At 73.1% G+C, this 24,286-nt stretch carries 22 protein-coding genes; 7 read left to right on the top strand and 15 right to left on the bottom strand.

Annotation, left to right across the window (positions count from 1 at the left end; all coding sequences use genetic code 11):
* The 12 genes from VM242_16245 to VM242_16190 form a co-directional block, all read right to left on the bottom strand.
* Positions 1-357, bottom strand: a 357-nt coding sequence (locus VM242_16245) for a hypothetical protein (protein ID HVM06708.1), incomplete at its 3' end; no start/stop codon positions are given.
* 15 nt (positions 358-372) lie between these two features.
* Positions 373-1,074, bottom strand: coding sequence for a TIGR03936 family radical SAM-associated protein (locus VM242_16240; protein HVM06707.1), 702 nt, complete (start codon positions 1,072-1,074; stop codon positions 373-375).
* A complete protein-coding gene (locus VM242_16235) occupies positions 1,071-3,017 on the bottom strand; it encodes a TIGR03960 family B12-binding radical SAM protein (protein HVM06706.1) in 1,947 nt (648 codons plus the stop codon). The genes VM242_16240 and VM242_16235 overlap by 4 nt, the downstream gene beginning before the upstream one ends.
* An 86-nt stretch (positions 3,018-3,103) precedes the next feature.
* Positions 3,104-4,243, bottom strand: coding sequence for a rod shape-determining protein RodA (gene rodA, locus VM242_16230; protein ID HVM06705.1), 1,140 nt, complete (start codon positions 4,241-4,243; stop codon positions 3,104-3,106).
* Positions 4,243-6,159, bottom strand: coding sequence for a penicillin-binding protein 2 (gene mrdA / locus VM242_16225; GenBank protein HVM06704.1), 1,917 nt, complete (start codon positions 6,157-6,159; stop codon positions 4,243-4,245). Before mrdA ends, rodA begins: the two co-directional genes overlap by 1 nt.
* Positions 6,156-6,656 (bottom strand): rod shape-determining protein MreD, encoded by a 501-nt coding sequence (mreD, locus tag VM242_16220; protein ID HVM06703.1) that lies wholly within the window; start codon positions 6,654-6,656, stop codon positions 6,156-6,158. The genes mrdA and mreD overlap by 4 nt, the downstream gene beginning before the upstream one ends.
* The gene (mreC, locus tag VM242_16215) at positions 6,653-7,489 is read right to left on the bottom strand and encodes a rod shape-determining protein MreC (protein HVM06702.1); all 837 of its coding nucleotides are present in this window, start codon (positions 7,487-7,489) and stop codon (positions 6,653-6,655) included. The genes mreD and mreC overlap by 4 nt, the downstream gene beginning before the upstream one ends.
* An 18-nt stretch (positions 7,490-7,507) precedes the next feature.
* Positions 7,508-8,545 carry a rod shape-determining protein gene (locus tag VM242_16210; protein HVM06701.1) on the bottom strand — a complete coding sequence of 346 codons (1,038 nt, stop codon included), beginning with the start codon at positions 8,543-8,545 and terminating at the stop codon, positions 7,508-7,510.
* Positions 8,546-8,738: 193 nt separating this feature from the next.
* Positions 8,739-9,146 carry a nucleoside-diphosphate kinase gene (ndk, locus tag VM242_16205; protein HVM06700.1) on the bottom strand — a complete coding sequence of 136 codons (408 nt, stop codon included), beginning with the start codon at positions 9,144-9,146 and terminating at the stop codon, positions 8,739-8,741.
* 13 nt (positions 9,147-9,159) lie between these two features.
* Entirely contained in the window at positions 9,160-10,527 is a 1,368-nt protein-coding gene (locus VM242_16200; protein ID HVM06699.1) for a Mur ligase family protein, read from the bottom strand.
* Positions 10,524-12,242 carry a class I tRNA ligase family protein gene (locus VM242_16195; GenBank protein ID HVM06698.1) on the bottom strand — a complete coding sequence of 573 codons (1,719 nt, stop codon included), beginning with the start codon at positions 12,240-12,242 and terminating at the stop codon, positions 10,524-10,526. The genes VM242_16200 and VM242_16195 overlap by 4 nt, the downstream gene beginning before the upstream one ends.
* Positions 12,243-12,286: 44 nt before the next feature.
* Positions 12,287-13,099, bottom strand: coding sequence for a hypothetical protein (locus tag VM242_16190; GenBank protein ID HVM06697.1), 813 nt, complete (start codon positions 13,097-13,099; stop codon positions 12,287-12,289).
* 156 nt (positions 13,100-13,255) lie between these two features.
* Here VM242_16190 and VM242_16185 point away from each other — a divergent pair, with 156 nt between their 5' ends.
* On the top strand, positions 13,256-14,473 hold the full coding sequence (locus VM242_16185) for an acyltransferase (GenBank protein HVM06696.1): 1,218 nt from the start codon (positions 13,256-13,258) through the stop codon (positions 14,471-14,473).
* Between the two features lie 15 nt (positions 14,474-14,488).
* Here VM242_16185 and clpX read toward each other — a convergent pair whose 3' ends face one another.
* The 3 genes from clpX to tig are packed head-to-tail and all read right to left on the bottom strand — an operon-like array spanning position 14,489 to position 17,764.
* A complete protein-coding gene (gene clpX / locus VM242_16180; GenBank protein HVM06695.1) occupies positions 14,489-15,763 on the bottom strand; it encodes an ATP-dependent Clp protease ATP-binding subunit ClpX in 1,275 nt (424 codons plus the stop codon).
* A gap of 16 nt (positions 15,764-15,779) precedes the next feature.
* Positions 15,780-16,415, bottom strand: a complete 636-nt coding sequence (locus VM242_16175) for an ATP-dependent Clp protease proteolytic subunit (protein HVM06694.1) — start codon at positions 16,413-16,415, stop codon at positions 15,780-15,782.
* Entirely contained in the window at positions 16,412-17,764 is a 1,353-nt protein-coding gene (gene tig, locus VM242_16170; GenBank protein HVM06693.1) for a trigger factor, read from the bottom strand. The genes VM242_16175 and tig overlap by 4 nt, the downstream gene beginning before the upstream one ends.
* A 202-nt stretch (positions 17,765-17,966) precedes the next feature.
* On the opposite strand from tig, the gene VM242_16165 reads away from it, so the two are divergent.
* The 6 genes from VM242_16165 to VM242_16140 all read left to right on the top strand — a co-directional run bounded on the left by VM242_16165 (position 17,967) and on the right by VM242_16140 (position 24,285).
* Positions 17,967-18,602 (top strand): response regulator transcription factor, encoded by a 636-nt coding sequence (locus tag VM242_16165; GenBank protein HVM06692.1) that lies wholly within the window; start codon positions 17,967-17,969, stop codon positions 18,600-18,602.
* A 233-nt stretch (positions 18,603-18,835) separates the two neighbouring features.
* Positions 18,836-20,077, top strand: a complete 1,242-nt coding sequence (locus tag VM242_16160; GenBank protein ID HVM06691.1) for a glycosyltransferase family 4 protein — start codon at positions 18,836-18,838, stop codon at positions 20,075-20,077.
* A complete protein-coding gene (gene rfbF / locus VM242_16155) occupies positions 20,074-20,841 on the top strand; it encodes a glucose-1-phosphate cytidylyltransferase (GenBank protein HVM06690.1) in 768 nt (255 codons plus the stop codon). The genes VM242_16160 and rfbF overlap by 4 nt, the downstream gene beginning before the upstream one ends.
* Positions 20,838-21,893: an SDR family oxidoreductase gene (locus tag VM242_16150; protein HVM06689.1), complete on the top strand. Its 1,056-nt coding sequence runs from the start codon at positions 20,838-20,840 to the stop codon at positions 21,891-21,893. Before rfbF ends, VM242_16150 begins: the two co-directional genes overlap by 4 nt.
* Positions 21,890-23,119, top strand: a complete 1,230-nt coding sequence (locus VM242_16145; protein HVM06688.1) for a class I SAM-dependent methyltransferase — start codon at positions 21,890-21,892, stop codon at positions 23,117-23,119. Before VM242_16150 ends, VM242_16145 begins: the two co-directional genes overlap by 4 nt.
* The gene (locus tag VM242_16140) at positions 23,116-24,285 is read left to right on the top strand and encodes a class I SAM-dependent methyltransferase (GenBank protein HVM06687.1); all 1,170 of its coding nucleotides are present in this window, start codon (positions 23,116-23,118) and stop codon (positions 24,283-24,285) included. The genes VM242_16145 and VM242_16140 overlap by 4 nt, the downstream gene beginning before the upstream one ends.
* Position 24,286 lies beyond the last annotated feature (1 nt).

Here is a 24,286-nt window from a genome sequence, read left to right as displayed (position 1 = left end):
GTCCCCGCCAGCGTCGAGCTCCCCGAGCTGCCCGACCCGCGGCCGGGGCACGCCCTCGCCCGGCGGGTCGGGCAGCTCGGGGAGCTCGACGCTGGCGGGGACCGGGCCGCGGACGTCTCCGGTGATCCCGGGCGCCGCGGCCGCGGCGGTCGCGCCGTCGGCGCCGCCGCCCTTGCCCGCGGACCGGTTCCGGTTGCGGCCGCCGCGCGAACCGCGCCGACGCCCGCTGCGGGCGCTTCCCGGCCCGACCGGGTCAGCCGGGCCGGCGGCCGCTCCGCCGTCGTCGTCGGGGGGAGCGCCCGGGCCCGGCGGCGGGGCGGGGCGGTCGCTGGTCGGCCCGGGGTTCGGGTCGGACATGGGGGATGTCCCTTCTCATGACGCACGTCCGACGACGTGCGGCGCGTCCGTCGCGTCGAGCGGGAGCGGAAGGGGCTCCTCGCGCGCGCCGTCGCGCTGAATCCACTGGGATGTCCTGCGCACCCGGACCTCCACGAGGTCGCCGCCGAGTGCCGTCAGGAGCTCGGACGGGCGCAGGGCCCGCGGCTGGGCGGCCAGCTCGGCGACCAGCGAGGTCCCGTCGACCTCGCACGCCAGGATGCCGGGGCGGACGTCCTGCTCGCTGCGCTGGCCCTTGCGCTCGCGGGTGATGACGAGCGACGGGGCCGCCATCGCCGACTCGACGGCGGCGGCCAGGCGCCCCGGCGACAGCCCGGCCGTCTCGACGACCCAGTCGCACGACGTGACCACTTCCTGCAGGGAGCCGGCCCCGGGCTCGACCGGTGCGGCCGCCGTGACGTCGACGCCCACCGGCAGCGCCGCCCCGAGGCGCTCGGGGAGCACGTCGAGGTCGACGCCGGCGCCCTCGGCCACCTCGACGTCGAGGTACTCGGCCACCGACTCGGCGCCGGTGGGGAGGGCGAGCCCGAAGCTCACCCGGGGGCGGGGCGAGAACCCCTGGCTGTAGGCCAGCGGGAGCGCCACCCGCCGGAAGGCCCGCTCCCACATGCGGGCGACGTCGCGGTGGCTGGTCCAGCGGACCCGTCCCTGCTTGGAGAACCGGAACCGGACCTTCACGACGGCTTCCCGCTGAGCAGGCGGACGGGCACCGAACCGCCGCCGGCCAGGTCCTGGCCGGTGCCCTGGCTCCCCCCGGCGGGGGGAACGGGGGACGCCACGACGTGCTCGATGCCGTACCCGGTGCAGGCGCCGCAGTCGTAGCACGGCGTCCACCGGCAGTCCTCGACGCCCGAGGCGGCGAGGGCGTCCTGCCAGTCCTGCCACAGGAAGTCCTTGTGCAGCCCGGCCGACAGGTGGTCCCACGGCAGCACCTCGTCCTCGGTGCGGCGCCGGTGGACGTACCAGTCGAGGGAAAGCCCGGCCCGGCCCATGGCGTCCTCCCAGCGCCCGAGGTCGAAGTGCTCCGACCACTCCTGGAAGGTGCCCCCCTGCCGCCACACGTCCTCGATGACGGCGCCGACCCGGCGGTCGCCCCGGCTGGCCAGGCCCTCGGCCACGCTGGCCCGGGGGTCGTGCCACTTCAGCTGGACGCCGCGGTCGCGGCGCACGGCGTCCTTCAGCAGGTTCACCTTGGCCCTGAGGGCGTCGGCGGTCGCCTGCCCGAACCACTGGAACGGCGTCTGCGGCTTGGGCACGAAGCCGCCCACCGACGCGCTCACCGTCACCCGGCCCGTGTGGCGACGCCCGATCGCCACGCAGTTCCGGGCCAGCTCGGCGATGCCGAGCACGTCCTCGTCGGTCTCGGTGGGGAGCCCGATGAGGAAGTACAGCTTCATGCGCTGCCACCCCTGCGAGAACGCCGACTCGGCGGCGCCGTAGAGGTCCTCCTCGCGGATGAGCTTGTTGATGACCTGGCGCATCCGCCACGTGCCGCCCTCGGGGGCGAACGTGAGGCCGGTGCGCCGCACCTTGGCGATCTCGCTGGCGATGCCGACGGTGTAGGCGTCCACCCGCAGGCTCGGGAGGCTGACACCCACCGACCCCTGGCACATGGGGTCGTTGACGATGCCGCCGACCACGTCCTCGATGCCCGAGTAGTCGGCGCTGGACAGGGACGTGAGGCTGACCTCGTCGTAGCCGGTCCGCCGGAGGCCGGCCGTCACCATGGACCGGACCTGCTCGGCCGGGCGCTCCCGTACGGGGCGGGTGATCATGCCGGCCTGGCAGAACCGGCACCCCCGCGTGCACCCGCGGAAGATCTCGACGTTGAGCCGGTCGTGGACGACCTCGGTGAGGGGCACCAGCTGGCGCTTGGGGTAGGGCCACTCGCCCAGGTCGGCGATGGTGCGCTTCTCCACCCGCTCCGGCACGTCGGGGTGGCGGGGCGTCACCGACACCAGGCGTTCGCCGTCGTACGCCACCTCGTACATCGACGGCACGTAGACGCCGGGCACCCCGGCCAGGTCCCGCAGGAGGCGCTGGCGCGACCCGGGCGTGCGCCCGCCGACCTTCCAGGCGGACACGGCGGCGGTGATCTCGGCCACCACCTCCTCGCCGTCGCCCAGCACGAACAGGTCGACGAAGTCGGCCAGGGGCTCGGGGTTGAACGTGCAGTGCCCGCCGGCGGCGACGAGCGGGTGCTCGGGGCCCCGGTCGGCGGCCCGCACGGGCACCCCGGCAAGGTCGATGCAGTTGAGGAGGTTGGTGTAGACGAGCTCGGCCGACAGGTTGAACGCCAGCAGGTCGAACTCGGACGCCGGGCGCGACGTGTCCACGCTGAACAGCGGCACGCCGCCCGCCCGCATCTCCGCCTCCATGTCGGTCCACGGGGCGTACGACCGCTCGGCCACCGCGTCGGGCCGCTCGTTCAGGATCTCGTAGAGGATCTGGAGGCCCTGGTTGGGCAGGCCCACCTCGTAGGCGTCCGGGTAGATCAGCAGCCACGCCGCCTTGTGGGGGGCGTGCACGGGCTCCCGGGCACCGTCCTCACAGCCGATGTATCGGGCTGGCTTCTGGACCCTGGCCAGGAGCGGTTCGATCCGTGGCCACAGCGAGGTCATTTGGCGGAAGTCTACCCACCGCTTGCGGTTCACCTGGCGAGCCCGCGCCAGGTGGTGGCGCGGGATCGCGGACTGAACGGGGCGGGTCAGCTGAAGCGGCGCATGTGGACGTTGAGGACCAGGCCGATGGCGGCGAAGGCGGCGATGGTGGCCGAGCCGCCGTAGCTCATGAACGGGAGGGGGATGCCGGTGATGGGCATGATCCCCATCGTCATCCCGACGTTCTCGAAGACCTGGAACACGATCATCGAGAGCACACCCACGCAGATCACCGTCCCCGACAGGTCCTTGGCCAGGGCGGCCGCCCGCCAGGTGCGCCACACCACCACCGCGAACAGCGACAGGACGAGGGCGGAGCCCACCAGCCCCAGCTCCTCCCCCACCACCGTGAAGATGAAGTCGGTGTGCTGCTCGGGCACGTACGACAGCTTGGTCTGGGTGCCCTCGAAGAGGCCCTTGCCCGTGAGCCCGCCGTTGGCGATGGCGATCTTCGACTGGTTGAGGTTGTAAGCGGACTGCTGGGTGTCCTTGTCGGGGTTCAGGAACGCCCCCAGCCGGTCCTTCTGGTAGTCCTTCAGCACCCCCAGCTGGAGCACCGCCACGACGGCCACCACCCCCGCCAGCGTGAGCAGCGCCATGTGCCGGGGCCGGGCGCCGGCGACCAGGAGCGAACCCATGGTGACGGCGGCGAACACCAGCACCGTCCCGAGGTCGGGCTGGAGGTTGATGAGGAACATGGGGAACCCGGCGATCGCCAGGGCCATCAGCAGGCGCCGGCCGTCGAGGTCGCCGCGGTGGGCGGACGCGAACGCGGCGATGCTGAGGATCAGCCCCACCTTGGCCAGCTCCGACGGCTGGAGCTGGAAGCCGGCCACCTGGAACCACGCCTGGGCGCCCCGCCGGTTCGAGCCGAGAGGTGACAGCACCAGCACGAGGCCGGCGACGCACGCCGTGTAGACGAGCGGAGCGAAGTCTCGGAACACCCGGTAGTCGATCGTGGCCACCACGACCATGACCCCCATCCCGACCAGGGTGAACACGCCCTGGCGGCGGAGGAAGTAGGCGTCGTCGGCGCCCAGGTTGCGGCTGGCGCTGTAGACCATCAGGACGCCGAGCCCGGCGATGGCGAGGACGGCGAAGAGCAGGGTGACGTCCACGTGGCGCCACGGCGCGGCGGAGTCCCGCCCCGAGTAGGTGGCGCGCGACGGGAGGGCGGTCGTCGCCATCAGTCGACCCCGTCGACCAGGCGGACGGGCGCCGGCGGGGCGCCGGCCAGGCCCTCGAAGATGCGGCGGGCGACCGGGGCGGCGGACGACCCGCCGAAGCCGGCCTCCTCCATCACCACGGCGACGACGTACTGGGGGTTGGCGGCCGGCGCGTAGGCGACGAACAGGGCGGTGTCCTGCTTGGTGCGGACCTCGGCCGTCCCCGTCTTCCCGGCGATGGGGAAGGTCGACACCGGGAAGCCGGCGAAGGCGCCGGTGGCCGTTCCCTCGGCGTCGAGTACGGCCTGGCGGAGGCCCTGGTCGATCGCCGACCGGTGGTTCGGGTCGATGGCCACCTTGTTCAGCACCTTCGACTGGATCTCGCGCACGGGCCGGCCGTCCGGCTCGAGCACCCGCGCCGCCACCCGCGGGTTGAACACGGTGCCGCCGTTGGCGAACGAGGCGTAGGAGTTGGCCAGCTGGAGGGGCGTGACGGCGGTGTCGCCCTGGCCGATGGAGAGGTTGACGTTGTCCCCCGTGCGCCAGTCGCCGTTCGGGAACTTGTCCGGGTACTCGGCGTTCAGGCGCCTGCGGGACTCGGGATCGGGGATGCGGCCCCGCAGCTCGCCCCCCAGCTCGATGCCCGTTCGCGTCCCGTACCCGAGGTCGCGGGCCGCCTCCTGGATGGCCGTGCGGGCCGCGCCGCCTCGCTCCCAGAAGGTGGCGCCCAGGTCGTAGAAGAAGGCGTCGCTCGACACCGTGAGCGCCCGCGGGAGGTTGATGCGCCCCCACGCCCGGCCGCCGGCGTTGCGGAACACGCACTTCTCGCCGCGGCAGTTGCGGATGCGGTAGGAGCCTTCGTCGACGAACGTCGTGTTGGGGGCGATGAGGCCGGCGCGCAGGGCGGCGAGGGCGGTGACCAGCTTGAACGTGGACCCGGGCGCGTACTGCCCCTGGAGGGCGCGGTTGTTGAGCGGGTAGAAGTTGGCCGGGTCCTGGAGGGCGGCGAAGACGTCGGGCCGGATGCCGTTGACGAAGTCCGCCGGGTTGTACGTGGGGCTCGACGCCATGGCGAGCACGGACCCGTCTCGCGGGTCGAGCACGACGACGGAGCCGGCCGGGGCCAGGAAGCGCTTGGCGAAGTTGCGGTCGTAGCGGTTCCGGGCCGCTTCCAGACCCTTGGCCAGGGAGTCCTCGGCCAGCGCCTGGACGTCGAGGTCGACGGTGAGCTGGACGTCCAGGCCCTGGCGGGGCGGGCGGCTGGACAGCGGCGGCGTGAGCACGCGGCCGTTGGCGTCCACCTCCAGCTCGACCCGTCCGGGCGTCCCCCGCAGGTCGGCCTCGTAGGCCGCCTCGATGCCGGTCTTGCCGATGTCGTCGCCCAGCCGGTAGCCGGCGTCCTTCCGCGACGCCAGCTCCTTGTCGTTGATCTCTCCCACGTACCCGAGCAGGTGGGCGCCCAACGAGCCGTGCGGGTAGGTGCGCTCGGCCACGGTGGCGGCCTCGACGCCCGGGAAGTCGGCGCTGTGCTCGCGGAGGTACACGACGACGTCTTCGGGCACGTTCTCGGCCACGGGGACGGGCTTGTACGGGCTGTAGCGGAGGTCGGCGATGCGCTTCACGAGCTCCTGGCGGGGCAGGGCGAGGAGCGCGGCCAGGCGGGTGACGACCTCGGGCCTGTCCTTGACGTCGATCCGTTTGACGGTGATGGCCTGGTAGCCGCGGTTGTCGACCAGCGGCCGGCCCTGGCGGTCGAGGATCCGCCCCCGGGGCGCCGGCTCGTAGACGATGCGCTTCTGGTTCTGCGTGGCCAGCGCCTGGAAGGTGTCGGTGTCCATCACCTGGAGGTACCAGAGGCGGGCGAAGAGGGCCGAGAACAGCGAGACGACGATGACGCCGACGACCGAGAGGCGCAGGCGGGCGCTGTCGGTGCTCATCGGGCGAACGCCCGGTCGGCCCCGGAGGGGAGCGCCCACGACATGGCCGGCACGACGAGCGGTGCCAGGACGGCGTTCATCAGCCCGACGCCGGCGGCCACGGCGACGAGGTGCACGGAGATGGCGTAGGGCTGGCCGATCAGCGAACCGAAGAGGGCGTAGCCCAGCACGCCGGCGAAGCTGGCGACCATGGCGGTCACCGCCGGGATCCACCAGGCGGCCCGGATGATCCCCGACTGGAAGCCGCCCACGGCGAACGCCACGAGGGCGTAGGTGAGCGCCGACAGGCCGAAGGGCGTCTGCACGAACAGGTCGGCCAGCACCCCGAGCCCGAACCCGATCACCGCCCCCCGCTCGGCGCCGGCGAGGAAGCCGGCGCCCACCGCCATGAGGAGCAGGACCCGCGGGTGGGCGTCGCCCACCCGCACGGCCAGGAACAGGGACAGGTGCAGCACGAGGGCCACGAACACCAGGAAGGGCAGGCGGACGCGCGTCATCGGATGGGAGCCCACTGGAGCACCTTGACGAACACCAGGCGCCGCAGGTCGGCGGCGGGGGCGACGGTGACGTCCTGCTGGAGGGCGCCCGACGCGGTGGTGGCGGCGACCACCCTGCCGACGGGGATGCCGGGCGGGAACACGCTGTTCTGGAGCCCGCTGGTGACGACCGCCTCGCCCTTCTCCACCTTGGTGGCCGGGTCGACCAAGTCCATGCGCAGGGTGGAGCCCGAGCCGCGGCCCACGGCGACGCCGACGTCGCCGGACGCCGCCAGGCGCACGCCCACGCTCGACGACGAGTCGGTGACCAGCTGGACGATGGACGTGCGGCGCGACACGTCCACCACCCGCCCGACGAGGCCGCCCGAGCCCACGACCGGCATGCCCTTGGCGACGCCCGCCTCGCGCCCGCGGTCGAGCTCGATCGTGAGGTCGAACCCCGACGCCGGCGACCGCACCACCCGGGCGGCGACGGTGGGGATGTCGCCCACGAAGTCGAGGGCGGCCAGGTCGAGGAGGGCCTCGCGCTCGCGTTCGGCGTCCGCCGCCCGCAGCGCCAGCGCCTCCCGCTCGGCCAGCTGGGCCCGCAGGCGGGCGTTCTCCTCCTCCACGTCGCCGTAGTGGACGGCGCCCTGGAAGAAGTCGGTGACCGGCGAGAAGACGGCGTCGGCGGCGTCCTTCACCGGCGCGAACAGGTCTCGGGCGCCGTCCCGAGCGGTGTCGATGACGCCGAGCCCGTTGCTGCGCTCGTCCAGCGTCAGGAGCGTGATCGCGGTGAGGACGAGCAGCAGCAGCGTGAAGCGGGGACGCGAGGTGCGCCGGTAGACGGCCACGAAGGGCGGCTCCCGCGGTTAGTGCCCGCTCGAGGAGATCAGCACCTGCTTGAGTGCGTCGAACTCCTCGAGGCACTGGCCCGCCCCGATGGCGACCGAGTGCAACGGGTTGCGGGCGATCACGATCGGCATGCCGGTCTCCGAGGAGAGCCGGGCGTCGAGGCCGTGCAGGAGCGCGCCGCCACCGGTGAGGACGATCCCCTGCTCCATGATGTCGGCCGCCAGCTCGGGCGGGGTCTTGTCCAGCGTGACCTTGACCGAGTCGACGATGGCGGAGAGGGGCTCCTCGATGGCGTCGCGGATCTCCTGGGTGCTCGTGACGATCGTCTTGGGCAGTCCGGTGATCAGGTCGCGGCCCCGGATCTCGGCGTGCAGCTCCTCCTCGAGGGCGCAGGCCGAGCCGAGGGCGATCTTGATCTCCTCGGACGTTCGCTCGCCGAGGGCGAGGCTGTACTCCTTCTTGATGAACTGGATGATCGAGTGGTCGAGCTCGTCGCCGCCGATGCGGATCGACTGGCTGGTGACGATGCCCCCGAGGGAGATGACGGCGACCTCGGTGGTGCCGCCACCGATGTCGACGACCATGTTCCCGGTGGGCTCGTGGACGGGGAGCCCGGCGCCGATGGCGGCGGCCATGGGCTCCTCGATGATGTACGCGGGCTTGCGGGCGCCGGCGTACTCGGCCGCCTCCTGGACGGCCCGCTGCTCCACCCCGGTGATCCCCGAGGGCACGCAGATCACCATGCGGGGCTTGGCGAAACGCCGCTGGTGCACCTTCTGGATGAAGTAGCGCAGCATCTTCTCGCAGACCTCGAAGTCGGCGATGACGCCGTCCTTGAGGGGCCGGATGGCCTGGATGTGGCTCGGCGTGCGCCCGATCATGCGCTTGGCCTCGATGCCCACGGCGAGCGGCCGGCCGTCCTTCACGTTGACGGCCACGACCGACGGCTCGTTCAGGACGATGCCGCGGCCCCGGACGTAGACGAGGGTGTTGGCGGTGCCCAGGTCGACGGCCATGTCGCGGCCGAGAAACGACGAGAAGATGTTTTCCGACACGCTGGCAACCCCCTCTCCCGAGGTCAGCGCCCAAGGCTAGGTGCCAGCCCCCCGGAGCGCCAGCGCACCCTGGTTTCGCCCTCACTCCGCTTCGCTCCGTTCGGACGAGTTGGGGGTGCTCCGGCGGGCCGGCGAGCCGGCCCGCCTCCGCTCTGACACCTTGTCGCCCCGCCGGCGGCCGCCCGGCGGACCGTCAGAGCCCTGGGAAGAACAGGGCTGTCTCCCGCTCGGCGCTGTCGGGGCTGTCGGAGCCGTGGACGAGGTTCTCGGTGAGGATGACCCCGTAGTCGCCGCGGATGGTGCCGGGGGGGGCGTCCTTGGGGTCGGTGGGGCCCATCAGGGTGCGGACGACCTTCCAGGTGTCGCCGGGGCCCTCCACGACGAGCAGCAGCGCCGGCGACCGGGTGATGAACGCCACCAGGTCGGAGAAGAACGGCTTCTCGGCGTGCTCCGCATAGTGACGGCCGGCCAGGTCGACGTCGATCAGCCGGAGCTCGGCGGCGACCAGCTTCAGCCCCTTGCGCTCGAAGCGGGAGACGATCTCGCCCGCGAGGCCGCGCTCCACGGCGTCGGGCTTGACGATGACGAAGGTGCGGTCCATAGGGCGGCCGACCCTACTGCCGGGTTCGCCGGCGCAGCACCGGGCGGGCGGCGCCCACCACGTACAGCGACCCGGTGACGAGGACCACGTCGTCGTCGCCCGCGGCGGCCAGGGCCGCGTGCACGGCGGCGTCGACCGAGCCCTCCTCCCGGGCGTCCATGCCGAGCGAGCGGGCGGCGGCCGCCACCTCGGCGGCCGGGAGCGAGCGGGGCGACGGCGCCGGGCAGGCAACGACCAGCCGCGCCGGCCCGAGCGCCTCCAGCACGGCGGCCGGGTCGCGGCCGCGCAGCATCCCGGCCACGACGACCCGGGGGCGGTCGGCCCCGAACGCCTCGGCGACGGCCGGGCCGACCACCCGGGCACCGGCCACGTTGTGGGCGCCGTCGAGGACGACCAGCGGCTGGCGGCCGACGACCTGCATCCGCCCCGGCAGCCGGAGGGAGCCGAAGGCCTCCACCACCACGTCCTCGGACAGCGGGGCGTCGAAGAAGGCCTCGGCCGCGGCGAGGGCGAGTGCCGCGTTGTCGCCCTGGTGGGCGCCGTGCACGGGCAGGAAGACGTCCTCGTAGGTGGCCGAGGGCGTGCGCAGGGTGACCACCCGGCCGCCGTGCGCGACCCGGTTCGAGGTCGCCCCGAAGTCGGCCCCCCTCTCCCAGATGGTGGCCGCCGCCGTGTCCCGGAACACCGCAGCCAGCGACGGGTCGGTCTCACCCAGCACCAGGGTGCTGCCGGGCTTGACGATGCCCGCCTTCTCGCGGGCGATGTCGGCCTCCGTGGGGCCGATGACCTCGGCGTGGTCGAGACTGACGTTGGTGACCACGGCGACCACGCCGTCGGCCACGTTGGTGGCGTCCCACGACCCACCCATGCCCACCTCCACCACGGCGGCGTCCACGGCCACGTCGGCGAACCAACGGAAGGCGGCGGCGGTGAGGATCTCGAACCGGGAGAGGCGACCCTCCACCAGGGGCTCGACGGCGGCCACCGCCCCCAGCGTCTCGGCGAACGCCTCGTCGTCGATCGGCTGGAAGCGCAGGTGGCCGGGCCCGGCGCCGCCCCGTCCACCGGCGTCGGCGTGCCCCGAGCTCCAGGCCAGCCGCTCGTTGACCCGCTCCAGGTCGGGGCTCGTGTACGTGCCGACGGACAGGCCCCGGGCGGCCAGGAGGGCGCCGATCATGCGCGTGGTGGAGCCCTTGCCGTTGGTCCCCGTGAGGTGGATGACCGGCGCCGCCCCCTGGGGGTCGCCCAGCAGGGTCGCCGCCCGGCGCATGCGGTCGAGCGTCGGCCTCGTGCGGCCGACGCCGGACGCCTCGAGGTTGACGTGCTCGTCCAGCCAGGCGAGGGCGTCGGCGTACGTCCACGCCCGTTCGGGCGGGGTCACGCTCCGACGAACGGCGCCGCCAGGGCCCGGACCCGCGGCGCCTCCTCGGGCGGGACGCCCTCGGCCAGCGCGGCGGCCAGCAGGCCCAGGGCGGCGGCCGGTGCGCCGGCGTCCAGGGCGGCCGCGCACGCCGCCTCCAGGCGCCGCACGTCGGCGCCGCCGGCGGCGAGGGCGTCCAGGCGGGCGGCCACGTCGCGGCCGAACCCGACGTCCACACCGTCGGAGAGCAGCGCCACCCGGGCCGCCGCGGAGCCCTCGGCCTCGACCAGCGCGACCACCTCCACGGGCCCGCCCCCGGCGACGGGCGTCGTCACCAGCTCGGCGAACGGGACGGTCCCACCGAGGCGAAGCCCGAGGGCGGCCATGGCCAGCCCGTCGACCAGCCGCTCTCCCGGCACGACCAGCGCCGTGGTGGCCGGCTCGCCGCCCCGTCGGCCCCCGTCGGGCCATCCCGACGCCCACAGCGGCCACACACCGGCCACGAAGCGGGCGTCGAGGACGCCGTCCTCGCGGACCAGGTCGCCCATGCACCGCCGGCACGACGAGGCGAGGTCGACGGCGACGTCCACCGAGCCGCAGTCGGCGCAGCGGGCCACCGGCAGGGCCTGACCGGGCGACGCCCGGCTGCTGAGGCACCAGTCGTCGGACGTGCCGGCCAGGGCGAGCAGCTCGTCGCGCGCGGCAGGCGGCGACACCACCAGCGCTCCCTCGCGCACGGCGTCGGCGGCCGCCGTCTCCAGGTCGGCCACGGCGAGGAACCAGTGCCGGCCCAGCACGGCGACCAGGACGGTGCGGCAGGCGGCGCAGCGGGCGACCGGCTCGCTCGCCGGCTCGACGGCGGCCACCACGCCCTCGGCGGCGATGAGGCGGGCGGCGGCGGCACGGGCGGCGTGGCGGGCCAGCCCGTCCAGCGGCCCCGGCGCCCGCACGGTGCCGGTGGCGTCGACGGCGACGACGGGCGCCAGGCCGCTGCGTCGTGCCCGCTCCAGGTCGGAGGCGTCGTGGGCGGGTACGAGGAGGAGAGGCTGGACCGCCGTCGGGTCGGCGACCACGGGGACGACCGTGGCGGCCACGGGCACGGCGACGGCGTGGCCGGCCGCCGGGTGGCCCTCCGGCACGGCGACGGCCACGATCCCGGGCACCAGCTCGGGCGCCGGGCAACGCACGTCCAGCCAGCCCACCGCGTCGTGGCCGTCGAGCACGGCCAGGCGGAGCACCAGGGCCTCGCCCTCGACCACCCCGGGCACGGCGTCCGGCCCGGCGGCCACGGTAGCGCAGCGGGGGCAGACCTCAACGACGCGTTCGGCCTCCACGACCAGCCCCGCCTCGAACAGGCGCACGAACGCCACGCACGCCGCCACCGCCGTCTGCTCCCCGGCCCGGGCCGCCGCCGCCACGTCGAGGTCCACGCCCAGGGCACAGGCGGCGGCGCCCAGGCGCCGGCCCGCCTCGTCGTGGACCAGCGCCGCCCTGGCGGCGAAATCGCCGGCCCCCACCGCCGCCCGGTCCAGGCCCTCGCGCCGGAGGTCCTCCTCGGTGGCGAACTGGTGGCCGAGGCCGCCGGCCACGATGGCCGTCGCCACGGCGGACGCCTGCCCGGCGGCACGGGCCGCCCGCGCCAGCACGTCGGCCGCCACCAGGGCGGCGGCGTCCCCGCGGCCGGTCGCCGACGCGACGGAGACGGGGCCGGCGAGCACCTGCGAGCGCTCCCGCACGACCCGTGCGCGCTAGCGCGGGGCCGTGCGGGTGCGCCGTCGCACTACGCGACCTCGATGAGCACGTGCGCCGACCTGTCGGGCGCACCGGCGCCGTCGAGGGCGCCGTCGCGGTGGGCGGACACCTCGGCCGCCCGCTCCCGGGCGAGCACGGCGACGTCGGCGGCACGCCTGGCCGCCACCTCGACGTGGGGCTTGGCGGCGGCGGCGGCGCGCCGGGCCTGGCGGCGGGTGAGCCTGGCGGCCTGCTCGACGTGGGGGCGGGCCGACTCGGCCGCCCGGTGTGCCTGCTGGCGGGTGACGGCGGCGGCGTGCTCGACACGCGGCGCGGCCGCAGCGGCGGCGGCGCGGGCCGCCTTGCGGGCCTGCCGCCGGGTCACCTTGGCGGCGTGCTCCCCGCGCGCCCGCGCCACCTTGGCCGCCCGGCGGGCCTGGCGACGGGTCACCTTGGCGGCCTGCTCGACCCGGGGCCGGGCCGCCTCGGCCGCCCCCTGCGCCGCTTCCCTGGTGGTGCGGGCCGCCTGCTCGAGCGGTGGGCGCGCCATCTCGGCGGCGTGCATGGCGACCTCCAGGGCGTGCTCGAAGGCGGGGCGGGCGGCGGAGGCGACCCCGCCCAGGGCACCCCGGTGGGCCGCCGCCCGGGCGGCCGCCTTCCTCGCCTTCTTCCGCGCCCTGCGGTTCCCGCCGAGCGTCAGCAGCCAGCCCACGGCGGCCCCCGCGGCAGCCGCCTCGGCGCCTACCTTGGCCGCCTGGTTGACCATCTGGTCGATCGTCTCGTCCCGGGAGTAGGCCTGGTAGGCGGACCAACCGGCCCCACCCAGCCCTCCCAGGAGGGCGAACTTCAGGATCTTTCCCATACCGGGGACCCTATCGGGTCTTCGGCGCCGCGCTCCGCCGTGACCGCCGGCGCGGCCCGATCGCCTCCCGGGGCGCCGCCGGAGCGGGACGAGACGCTCACCGCGCTCCCGGGCTCGGGGTAGTGTTCCCGCCGTTTGCGCGTCGGGGGGGCAGTGGTGCGTCACAGACCGGTTTCGCAACCGCTCGACGTCTCGGCCTCCACCGGGACCGTCCGGAGCCGCCGCAACGTCCAGCTCGACTTCCTGCGGGGCATCGCCGTGCTGCTCGTGATCGGCAAGCACCTGGGACTGCCCGAGACCGACGGGGTGCCCGGGATGGCGGCGACCGTGGTGTTCCGCATCGGCTGGCTCGGCGTCGACCTGTTCTTCGTGCTGAGCGGCTTCCTGATCGGGGGGCTGCTGCTCGGTGAGCTGAAGGCGCACGGCCGCATCGACGTCTGGCGGTTCTACGTGCGACGGGGGTTCAAGCTCTACCCGCTGTACTTCGTGTTCCTGCTCTACGTGGTGCTGGTTCCCGCCGCCAAGGCCGTCGTCGCCGGAGCGAGCGCGGGCGGGGCGCTCGGCGACCAGCTGGCGCGGTACTGGCCCAACTTCGTCTTCCTCCAGAACTACGTGGGGCCCAACCCCGCCACCCACACCTGGTCACTGGGCGTGGAGGAGCACTTCTACCTCCTGCTGCCCCTCGCCCTGGTCCTGCTGCAGCTCAGGCGGCTGAGCCACCGGATCGTCCCCCTGTGCCTCGCAGGCATCCCGGTGTGCCTCGCCCTCCGGTCGCTCGCGGTCGCCACCGAGCACCCCTGGGCGGACACGATGTTCGCCAGCCACCTCCGTTTCGACGCTCTGCTCCTGGGCGTGGCGATCCGCGCCGGTGCCGAGGCATGGCCGGCCGTGTTCGCCGGGCTCGGGCGCCACCGGGTGCCGCTGCTGGCGGCGGGGATCGTCCTGTGGGCGCCGAACCTGGTTGTCCCGACATCCACCGCGTGGGTCCGAACGGCCGGGTTGACCATGAACCTGCTCGGCTCGGCCGCCTTCCTCCTGGCCGCGTACCACACCCACCGCTCGGACATCAGGGTCGCGGCGCCGTTGGTCCACCGCTTCGCCTCGACGGTCGCCTGGATCGGCGTGTACTCGTACGCGGTGTACCTGTGGCACGTGACCGTCACCGGGATGCTGGGGCGCGACCTCGTCCCGTGGATCACGAGCCGGGCGGGGGGATGGACGGGCTGGACGTGGCTGGCCAGCGTGGTGGTGCTGACGTCGTGTGCGGTGCTCGGCGGCTTCCTCGCCAGCGTCGCCGTCGAAGGCCCGATGCTCCGCCTCCGCGACCGCATGTTCCCCTCGCGGTCCGCCTCGCTCCCCTCGAGTGCTTCCTGACGGGCGGCGAGGGCGCTACGACGCCGCTCTACGGGGCCGGGTCTCCTTGTCCTGCTGGGCGCGGGGCACGAGGGTGGGGTGGACCCGGTCGAGCACCACCGAGCGGTCGACCACGCACTTGCCGATGTCGGGCAGGCTGGGCAGCTCGTACATGACGTGGAGGAGGACCTCCTCCAGGATGGCCCGCAGGCCGCGGGCGCCGGTGCCCCGCAGCAGGGCCTGCTCGGCGACCGCTTCGAGGGCGTCCTCGGTGAACTCCAGCTCGACGTTGTCCAGCTCGAGGATCTTCCGGTACTGCTTGAGCAGGGCGTTGCGGGGCTCCACCAGGATGCGGACCAGGGCCCCCTGGTCGAGCCCGGACACGGCGCCGATGACGGGCAGCCGGCCCACGAACTCGGGGATGAGGCCGAACTTCAGCAGGTCCTCGGGGAGCACGTGGCCGAGCGTCTCGCCCTCGTCCCGCTCGGCCTGGCGCTTGATCTCGGCCCGGAACCCCATGCCCTTGCGGCCGATGCGGTTCTCGATGATCTTGTCCAGCCCGGCGAAGGCGCCGCCGCAGATGAACAACACGTTGGTGGTGTCGATCTGGATGAACTCCTGGTGGGGGTGCTTGCGCCCCCCCTGGGGCGGCACCGAGGCGGTGGTGCCCTCCAGGATCTTCAGCAGCGCCTGCTGCACGCCCTCGCCCGACACGTCCCGGGTGATCGACGGGTTCTCCGACTTGCGGGCGATCTTGTCGATCTCATCGATGTAGATGATCCCCGTCTCGGCCTTCTTGACGTCGTAGTCGGCGGCCTGGATGAGCTTGAGGAGGATGTTCTCGACGTCCTCCCCCACGTAGCCCGCCTCGGTGAGCGCCGTGGCGTCGGCGATGGCGAAGGGCACGTTGAGCATGCGGGCCAGGGTCTGGGCCAGCAGCGTCTTCCCGCAGCCGGTGGGGCCGAGCAGGAGGATGTTGGACTTGGCCAGCTCCACCTCGGAGTCGTGGTAGGCGTCGGCCTGGACCCGCTTGTAGTGGTTGTAGACGGCGACGGAGAGGATCTTCTTGGCCTGCTCCTGGCCGATCACGAAGTCGTTCAGGAAGGTGAAGATCTCACGGGGCTTGGGCAGCTCGTCGAAGCGCAGCTCCGACGACTCGGCCAGCTCCTCCTCGATGATGTCGTTGCACAGGTCGATGCACTCGTCACAGATGTAGACGCCGGGACCGGCGATCAGCTTCTTGACCTGCTTCTGCGACTTCCCGCAGAAGCTGCACTTGACCAGGTCACCACCGTCTCCGAACTTGGCCACCTGACTTCCCCCCGCCTCAGCTCACCCCGGCTGCCTGCGGCAAGTCCGCCAGCTCCCGGGTCGTGATCACTTCGTCAATGATGCCGTACTCGCAGGCCTCCGCCGCGCTCATGATGAAGTCGCGGTCGGTGTCGCTCTTCACCCGCTCGACGCTCTGGCCCGTGTCGTGGGCGATCATCTCGTTCAGGAGGTCCCGCATGCGGAGGATCTCCTTGGCCTGGATCTCGATGTCGGCCGCCTGGCCGGCGGCACCACCGTAGGGCTGGTGGAGCAGGATCCGGGCGTGGGGCAGGGCGTAGCGCATGCCCTTGGTGCCGGCGCCGAGCAGGACGGCCGCCGCCGACGCCGCCTGCCCGTAGCAGAACGTCGAGATGTTCGGCTTGATGTACTTCATGGTGTCGTAGATGGCGAACAGCGCCGTGATGTCGCCACCCGGGGAGTTGATGTAGAGGTCGATCTTCTTGTCGGGGTTCTCGGCCTCGAGGAACAGGAACTGCGCGCACACCAGGTTGGCGATCGTGTCGTCGATCGGCGTGCCGAGGAAGATGATGTTCTCCTTCAGCAGCCGCGAGTAGAGGTCGTAGGCCCGCTCGCCCCGGTTGCTGGACTCGACGACCGTGGGGACGAGGTAGTTGTAGGCGGGCTGGATCACGGTTGGGTCTCCGCTTCGTCTGCCCCGGCCGGGGCGCTTGGTTGATCCGGCGACAACAGCGACCGGTCGACGGGATGGCCCTGCTCGTCGACGATCTCGACGTGGTCCACGAGCCACTCGAGGGCCTTGGCCTTGCGTACGTCCGAGCGTACCGTAGCTATCGCGTCCTGCCGTTCGAGCTGCCGGCGGACCTCGGCCGGCGGGCGCTGCATGCGCTCGGCCAGCCGCACGATCTCCTCGTCGACGTCGTCGTCGGTGGCCTCCAGGCCCTCGGCGTCGGCCACCGCACGCAGGGCCAGGTCGGCCTTGACCCCCGCCACGGCCTCGGTCCGCAGGGCTTCCACGAAGTCCTCCTCGGACATGCCCGACGCCTCCATGTACTGCGCCAGGGTGACGCCCTTGCTCTCCAGGCGCCGGCCCAGCTCCGTCAACCGGTGCTCCATCTCCGGGCGCACCATGGGCTCGGGGACGTCCTCGGCGACCAGCTCGGTGAGAGCCTTGATGGTCTCCTCGCGTACGGCGAGCGTGGCCTGGAGGCGCTTGCCGGCGCTCAGCCGGTGGAGGATGTCGGCCCGCAGCTCGTCGAGCGTGTCGAACTCCGACGCCTCGCTCGCCCACTCGTCGGTGAGCTCGGGGAGGACCTGCTCCTTGACGTCCTTCACCAGGACCCGGAACGTCACGGGCCCGCCGTCGTCGATGGACGACTCGAACGTGAGGATGTCGCCCACCGTGGCGCCGGCGAGGTGCTCGTCCAGCTCGGGCACCACGATGCCGCTGCCGACCTCGTAGAGATAGTCGTCGGCGGTGAGGCCGGCGACGGTCTCCCCCTCCCGCTCGCCCTTCACGTCCACGAACACGTGGTCGCCGGTCTGGGCGGGGCGGGTGACCGACCGCAGCTCGGCCGACTGCCTGCGCAGGCGCTCGATGTGCCCGTCCACCTCGGACTGGTCGGCCAGCGGGGTGGGGATGGTGACCCGGAGCCCGCCGTAACCGGCCACCGACACCTGGGGCCGCACCTCCACCACCGCGTCGAACGCCACGGTGCCGTCCTCGGCTCCCGACGTGATGTCGATCTCCGGCGGCGCGATCGGGTCGACGTCCACCTCGCGCACCGCCTGGGCGTAGAACTGGGGGAGCGACTCCCGGAGCGCCTCCTGGCGGGCCACGCCGGGGCCCAGGCGGGCCTCGATGAGGCGGCGGGGCGCCTTGCCGGGCCGGAAGCCGGGGACCTTCACCTCCCGGGCGATCTTGCGCACGGCGGCCTCGACCGCCTTGTCGAACTCGGCGTCGTCGACCTCGACGCTGAGCTTGACCTTGTTGCCCTCGAGGGGCTCGACGACGGCTCTCATCCGGAGGGAGTCTACGTCGCGCCCGTCCGTCGCCCGGGATCCCCGCGAGGGCCGGTCGCCGTCCCGTTTCGGCCGCTCGGCGCGCCCTGGGTCAATTGCACGGTCCGCGAGGATCGGGCACACTGAGAGTGACGAGACGAGCGGCGTGGACCGGTACGGCGGCACCCGCTCCGAGAGCATTCCGTTGGGGGGAGAAAACGGCATGGACGGCGGACCTGGCCCTTGGAGGAGTGACCTCTTCCGCAGTGCCGACGACCGCCTCACGGCGATCACCGCGCTCCTCGCCGCCGTCGACGCCCAACCCGGCGTGCCCGACGAGACCCGCCGGTCGCTGCAGCAGATGGCCGAGCACGTCAGGGCCCTGGCCGACACGTGCCGCCGGCTGGCGACCGAGGCGGGCGTGCGCGACGGAGCCCCGGGCGGCGCGTACGCGGCGGTCGCCCGCCGGACCGCCCGGCCCACGGAGCGGCTGGCGGCCGGCCTGGCGGGCGGGGAGCTGGCCGTCGCCCGGGAGGCGAACGACCTGGACCGCGCCGCGCTCGACCCCGAGCTGGCCGCCCGTCTGCTCGAGCGGGTGCGCCCCAGCGGCACGCCCCGGCCCGAGCAGCTGGCCAAGCTGACGCCGCAGGAGCGGCGGATCTTCGAGCTCATCGGGCAGGGCTGCACCAACCGCCAGATCGCGGCGCGCCTGTTCCTGGCCGAGAAGACCGTCAAGAACTACGTCTCGAACATGCTCCGCAAGCTGGGGATGGAGCGGCGGACCCAGGCTGCCGTCTTCGCCACCTACCTGGACCGGCCCCCTCTGGCCGAGGCCCCGGGGACCTCTCGTCCGGCCTGACGCGGATCGCACGGCGGCGCGGCGGGGCCTCGGACCACCACGCGGTATGCTCGGAAAAAGAGCACGGAACGTCCCGATCTGCGCGCCGTTCGTGGTATTTGTAGCGACAGGCAGCACAGCACCGGGGGAATGGTTCGACGAGATGCGGGGAGACTGGGCACAGCCTCGCTGTGCCGTGACGTCGTGGAGGGCCGGTCGGGCCGCCGCGTCCCGGGGGCGGGGCCGGTGACGGGATGAGCCGCCCGCGCCGCGTCCTCGTCATCGTCCAGAACCTCCCCGTGCCCCTCGACCGCCGGGTGTGGCTGGAGTGCCAGGCGCTGGTCGCCGCCGGCTACGGCGTGTCGGTGATCTGCCACGCCGGCCCGGGCGAAGCCTCCTACGAGGAGCTGGACGGCGTCCGCATCCACCGGTACCCCCCGCCCCGCCAGGCCCGGGGCCTGGCCGGGTTCGCCTGGGAGTTCGCCTACTGCTGGGTGCGCACCGCCCTCCTCTCCTTGAAGGTCCTGCGCCGCGACGGCTTCGACGTGATCCAGGCGTGCAACCCGCCCGACACCTACTGGCTCCTGGCCCGGCTGTACCGGCGGGCCGGCAAGTCGTTCGTGTTCGACCACCACGACCTGTGCCCGGAGGTGTACGACGCCCGCTTCGGCGCCGCCGCCCGCCCCCTCGTGCGCCGGGCCCTCGTCGCCCTGGAGCGGGCCAGCGTCCGCTCGGCCGACCACCTGGTGTCGACCAACGAGTCCTACCGGCGGGTGGCGACGGTGAGGGCAGGCATCCCGCCCGAGCGCACCACCGTGGTCCGCTCGGGCCCGGACACCCGCCGCCTCTACCCCCAGGCGCCCGAGCCGGAGCTCAAGGCGGGCCGCCGCCACCTGTGCGTCTACCTGGGCGTCATGGGCCCCCAGGACGGCGTCGACCTCGTGGTGCGGGCGGCCGACGTCGTGGTCAACCAGATGGGCCGCACCGACTGCCACTTCGCCCTGCTCGGCTTCGGCGACTGCCTCGACGACCTCCGGGACCTCGCCACCCATCTCGGGCTCGACGGGTGGGTGACGTTCACCGGCCGGGCCGACGACGGGATGATCCGCCGCTGGCTGTCCACCGCCGACGTCGGGCTCTCCCCCGACCCGAGGACCCCGTTCAACGACCTGTCGACGATGAACAAGACGCTGGAGTACATGGCGTTCGGCGTACCAGCCGTCGCCTTCGACCTCGCCGAGACGCGCGTGTCCGCCGGCGACGCCGCCGTCTACGTGGAGGAGGAGGGCCCCCAGGCGTTCGCCAAGGCGATCTGCGCCCTCCTCGACGACCCGGCCCGCCGGCGTGCCATGGGCGAGGTCGGGGCGGCCCGCATCCGCGACCGCCTGGGCTGGAGCCACCAGGCGGCGACCTACGTCGGCGTGTACGACCGGCTCGTGGGCGGTGCCATGTCGGCCGCCACCGGCGTGGCCGGCGATGGAGAGGAGCAGCGGTGAAGGTGGCGATCCTGGCCGGCGGCCTCGGCAGCCGACTGGCCGAGGAGACCGAGATCCGGCCCAAGCCCATGGTCGAGATCGGCAGCATGCCGATCCTCTGGCACATCATGAAGTACTACGGCCACTTCGGCTACGACGACTTCGTGATCGCCCTCGGCTACAAGGGCGAGGTCATCAAGAAGTACGTCGTCGACTACGCGTCGCTCACCGGCGACCTCACCGTCCGGCTGGCCCGCGGCGAGGTACGGGCCCACGAGATCGAGCGGGACGACTGGACCGTCACCCTGGTGGACACCGGCCAGTCGACGGCGACCGGCGGACGGGTGAAGCGGCTGCGCGAACACCTCGGGAACGAGACGTTCATGCTCACGTGGGGCGACGGCGTCTCGACCGTCGACCTCGGCAAGCTGCTGGAGTTCCACCGCTCCCACGGCAGGCTCGCCACCGTCACGGCCGTGCGCCCACCCGCCCGCTTCGGCCACCTCCGGCTGGAGGGCGACCGCATCACCGAGTTCTCCGAGAAGCCCCAGGTCGGGGAAGGGTGGATCAACGGGGCCTTCTTCGTGCTCGAACCCGAGGTGATGGACTACATCGAGGGAGACGACACCCAGTTCGAGCGCGAGCCGCTCGAGCAGCTGGCCAAGGACGGCCAGCTCATGGCCTACAGGCACCACGGCTTCTGGCAGTGCATGGACACGATCCGGGACCGCAAGCTGCTCGAGTCGCTCTGGGCCACGAATCCTCCCTGGAAGGTGTGGAGATGACGCGCGTCCTCGTGACCGGCCACGACGGCTACATCGGCCGCGCCCTGGTGCCCATGCTGGTCGGCCGGGGCCACGACGTGACGGGGCTCGACTCGTTCCTGTTCGCCGGCTGCGAGTACGGGCCCGACGCCGGGCACGTGCCGACCATCGCCAAGGACGTCCGGGACGTGACGGCGGCCGACCTCGACGGGTTCGACGCCGTGATCCACCTGGCCGGCATCTCAAACGACCCGCTCGGCAACCTCAACCCGTCCTGCACCGACAGCATCAACCACCTGGGCACGACCCACGTCGCCACGGTGGCCAAGGCGGCGGGCGTGCGCCGGTTCCTTTTCTCGTCGTCGTGCAGCCTCTACGGCGCGGCGGGCGACGGCATGCTGGACGAGTCGGCCTCGTTCAACCCGGTGACGCCGTACGGCGTGTCCAAGGTCGACTCCGAGCGCGACCTGCTGGCGCTGGCCGACGACGGCTTCTCCCCCGCCTTCCTGCGCAACGCCACCGCCTACGGCTACTCGTCGCGGCTGCGGGGCGACCTGGTCGTCAACAACCTGGTCGGCTACGCCGTCACCACCGGCGAGGTGTTCCTCAAGAGCGACGGCACGCCATGGCGCCCGCTCGTGCACATCGAGGACATCTCGCTGGCGTTCTGCGCCGTGCTGGAGGCGCCGCTCGACCTCGTCCACGGCCAGGCGTTCAACGTGGGCCGCACGGCGGAGAACTACCGGATCCGCGACGTGGCGGCCATCGTCGAGGACGTCGTCCCGGGATCGCGCATCACCTTCGCCGACGACGCCGGGCCCGACCTGCGCAACTACCGGGTGAGCTGCGCGCGGATCGAGTCCACCATCCCGGGCTACCGGCCCACCTGGACGGTGCGCCGGGGCGTCGAGCAGATGCTGGCCGCCTACCTCGAGCACGGCCTGTCGCTGGACGACCTCACCGGATGGCGCCTCCAGCGCATCGCCCGGGTGATGCACCTGCTGGAGGAGGGCCGCCTCGACGACACCCTGCGGTGGACCGACGCGGACACGCCGGCGAGTGCCGCGCCGTGAGCACCGAAGCCACCTGCCGCTCGTGCGGGGGGACGGCCCTCGAGGTCTTCCTGTCCCTCGGCAAGATGCCGCTCCCGGACGCCTTCCTCACCGAGGAGGCCCGGTCGGAGCCCGAGCCCCGGTACCCCCTGGACGTGGCGGTGTGCCCGGAGTGCGCGCTGGTGCAGATCCTCGAGGAGGTGCCGCCGGAGAAGCTGTTCGTCGAGAACTACCTCTACTTCTCGTCGTTCTCCGACGCCCTCCTGCGCCACGCCCGCGACCACGCGATGGGCCTGGTCGAGTCGCGCCGCCTGGGGGCGGGGAGCCTGGTCGTCGAGCTGGCCAGCAACGACGGCTACCTGCTCAAGAACTTCGCCTCCGCCGGCGTCCCCGTCCTCGGCATCGACCCCGCACCCGAGCCCGCCCGCGCCGCCGAGGCGGCCGGCGTCCCCACCCTCCGGGAGTTCTTCGGGACCGACCTGGCCCGCCGGCTCGTCGCCGAGGGGAAGCGGGCGGACGTGATCGTGGCCAACAACGTGATGGCCCACGTGCCCGACCTCAACGGGTTCGTGGCCGGCATGGCGGTCCTGCTGGCCGACGACGGGCTCATCACCGTGGAGAACCCGTACGTGCGCGACCTGGTGGACCACGGCGAGTTCGACACCATCTACCACGAGCACTTCTGCTACTTCTCGTGCACCTCGGTGGACACCCTCGTGCGCCGCCACGGCCTGTTCCTCAACCACGTCGAGTACTTCCCCGACCTCCACGGGGGCACGCTGCGCTGGCACATCGCCAAGCGGGAGGAGCCGACGGACGCCGTACGGGGGTACCTCGCCGAGGAGCGGAGGCGGGGCGTCGGCCGGCCCGCGTTCTACCGCGACTTCGCCGCCCGGGTGGAGGGCATCAGGGACGAGCTGGTGGCGCTGCTGCGGGGGCTCAAGGACGGGGGCGCCCGGCTGGCCGGCTACGGCGCGGCGGCCAAGGCGACCATCCTGCTCAACTACACGGGCATCGGGAGCGACCTGCTGGACTTCATCGTCGACCGCAACGTGCACAAGCACGGCCTGTACATGCCGGGCGTCCACGTCCCGATCACCGGCCCCGAGGCGTTGGCGGAGCGCAGGCCCGACTACACGGTGATCCTGGCGTGGAACTTCCGGCGCGAGATCGTCCACCAGCAGGCGGCGTACGCCGAGCAGGGCGGCCGCTGGATCGTCCCCATCCCCTCGGTGGAGGTCGTGTGAGCGCGCCCTGCCCGTCGTGCGGGGCCGGCGGCCAGGAGGCGTTCCACTCCCAGCGCGGCATCCCCACCAACAGCTGCCTGCTCCTCCCCGCCCGGGACGAGGCCCTCGCCCACCCGCGCGGGGACCTCGAGCTGGCGTTCTGCCCGTCGTGCGGGTTCGTGTCCAACACCGCCTTCGACCCCTCGCGGGCCGAGTACTCGGGCCGCTACGAGGAGACGCAGGCGTTCTCGCCGCGGTTCGCCGAGTTCAGCCGATCGCTGGCCAAGCGGTGGGTGGAGGAGTACGGGCTCCACGACCGGACCGTGCTGGAGATCGGGTGCGGCAAGGGCGAGTTCCTCGTCCACATGGCCGAGGCCGGGCTCGGCCGCGGCACGGGCATCGACCCGGGCACCGATCCCGGCCGCATCGACCCCCGGTGGGCGGACCGGCTCTCGTGGATCGTCGACTTCTACTCGGAGCGCTACGCCCACCTGGCCGCCGACGCCATCGTCTGCCGGCACACCCTGGAGCACATCGCACCCGTCGGCCGGTTCGTCTCCATGCTGCGGCGCACCATCGGCGACCGGCTCGGCACCGTGGTCCTCTTCGAGCTGCCCGACGTGCAGCGGGTGCTCGACGAGGTCGCCTTCTGGGACGTGTACTACGAGCACTGCTCCTACTTCACGGCCGCCTCGCTGGCCTCGCTCTTCGCCCGGTCGGGCTTCGAGGTGGTGGACGTGTCCTACGCGTACGACGACCAGTACCTGCTGCTGGAGGCCAGGCCCGCCACCGGTCCCACCACCAGCCCGGTGCCGTTCGACGCCCGGGCCATGGTGCCGTCGGTCGAGCGCTTCGCCGCCGGCTACGCCGAGCAGGTCGCCCGGTGGGCGGGGGCCACGGCCGAGGTCACGGGAGGCGGCGGGCGGGTCGTGATCTGGGGCGCCGGGTCCAAGGGCGTGGCGTTCCTCAACGCACCCGGCATCGGCGCCAACGTGGATGCCGCCGTGGACATCAACCCCTACAAGGCCGGCATGTTCATGGCGGGGACGGGCCACCCCATCGTCGCCCCCGACGCCCTGGTGGACCGCCCCCCCGACCTGGTGGTCGTGATGAACCCCGCCTACGTGGAGGAGATCACCGGCCAGCTGGCCGCCCTCGGGCTGTCGCCGCGCGTCGAGGCGGTCTGAC

This window comes from Acidimicrobiales bacterium (genome assembly GCA_035540975.1).
Taxonomy (GTDB): Bacteria; Actinomycetota; Acidimicrobiia; order Acidimicrobiales.
Note: the sequence above shows the minus strand (reverse complement) of the source record. Positions and strands in the feature narration are given on the sequence as shown.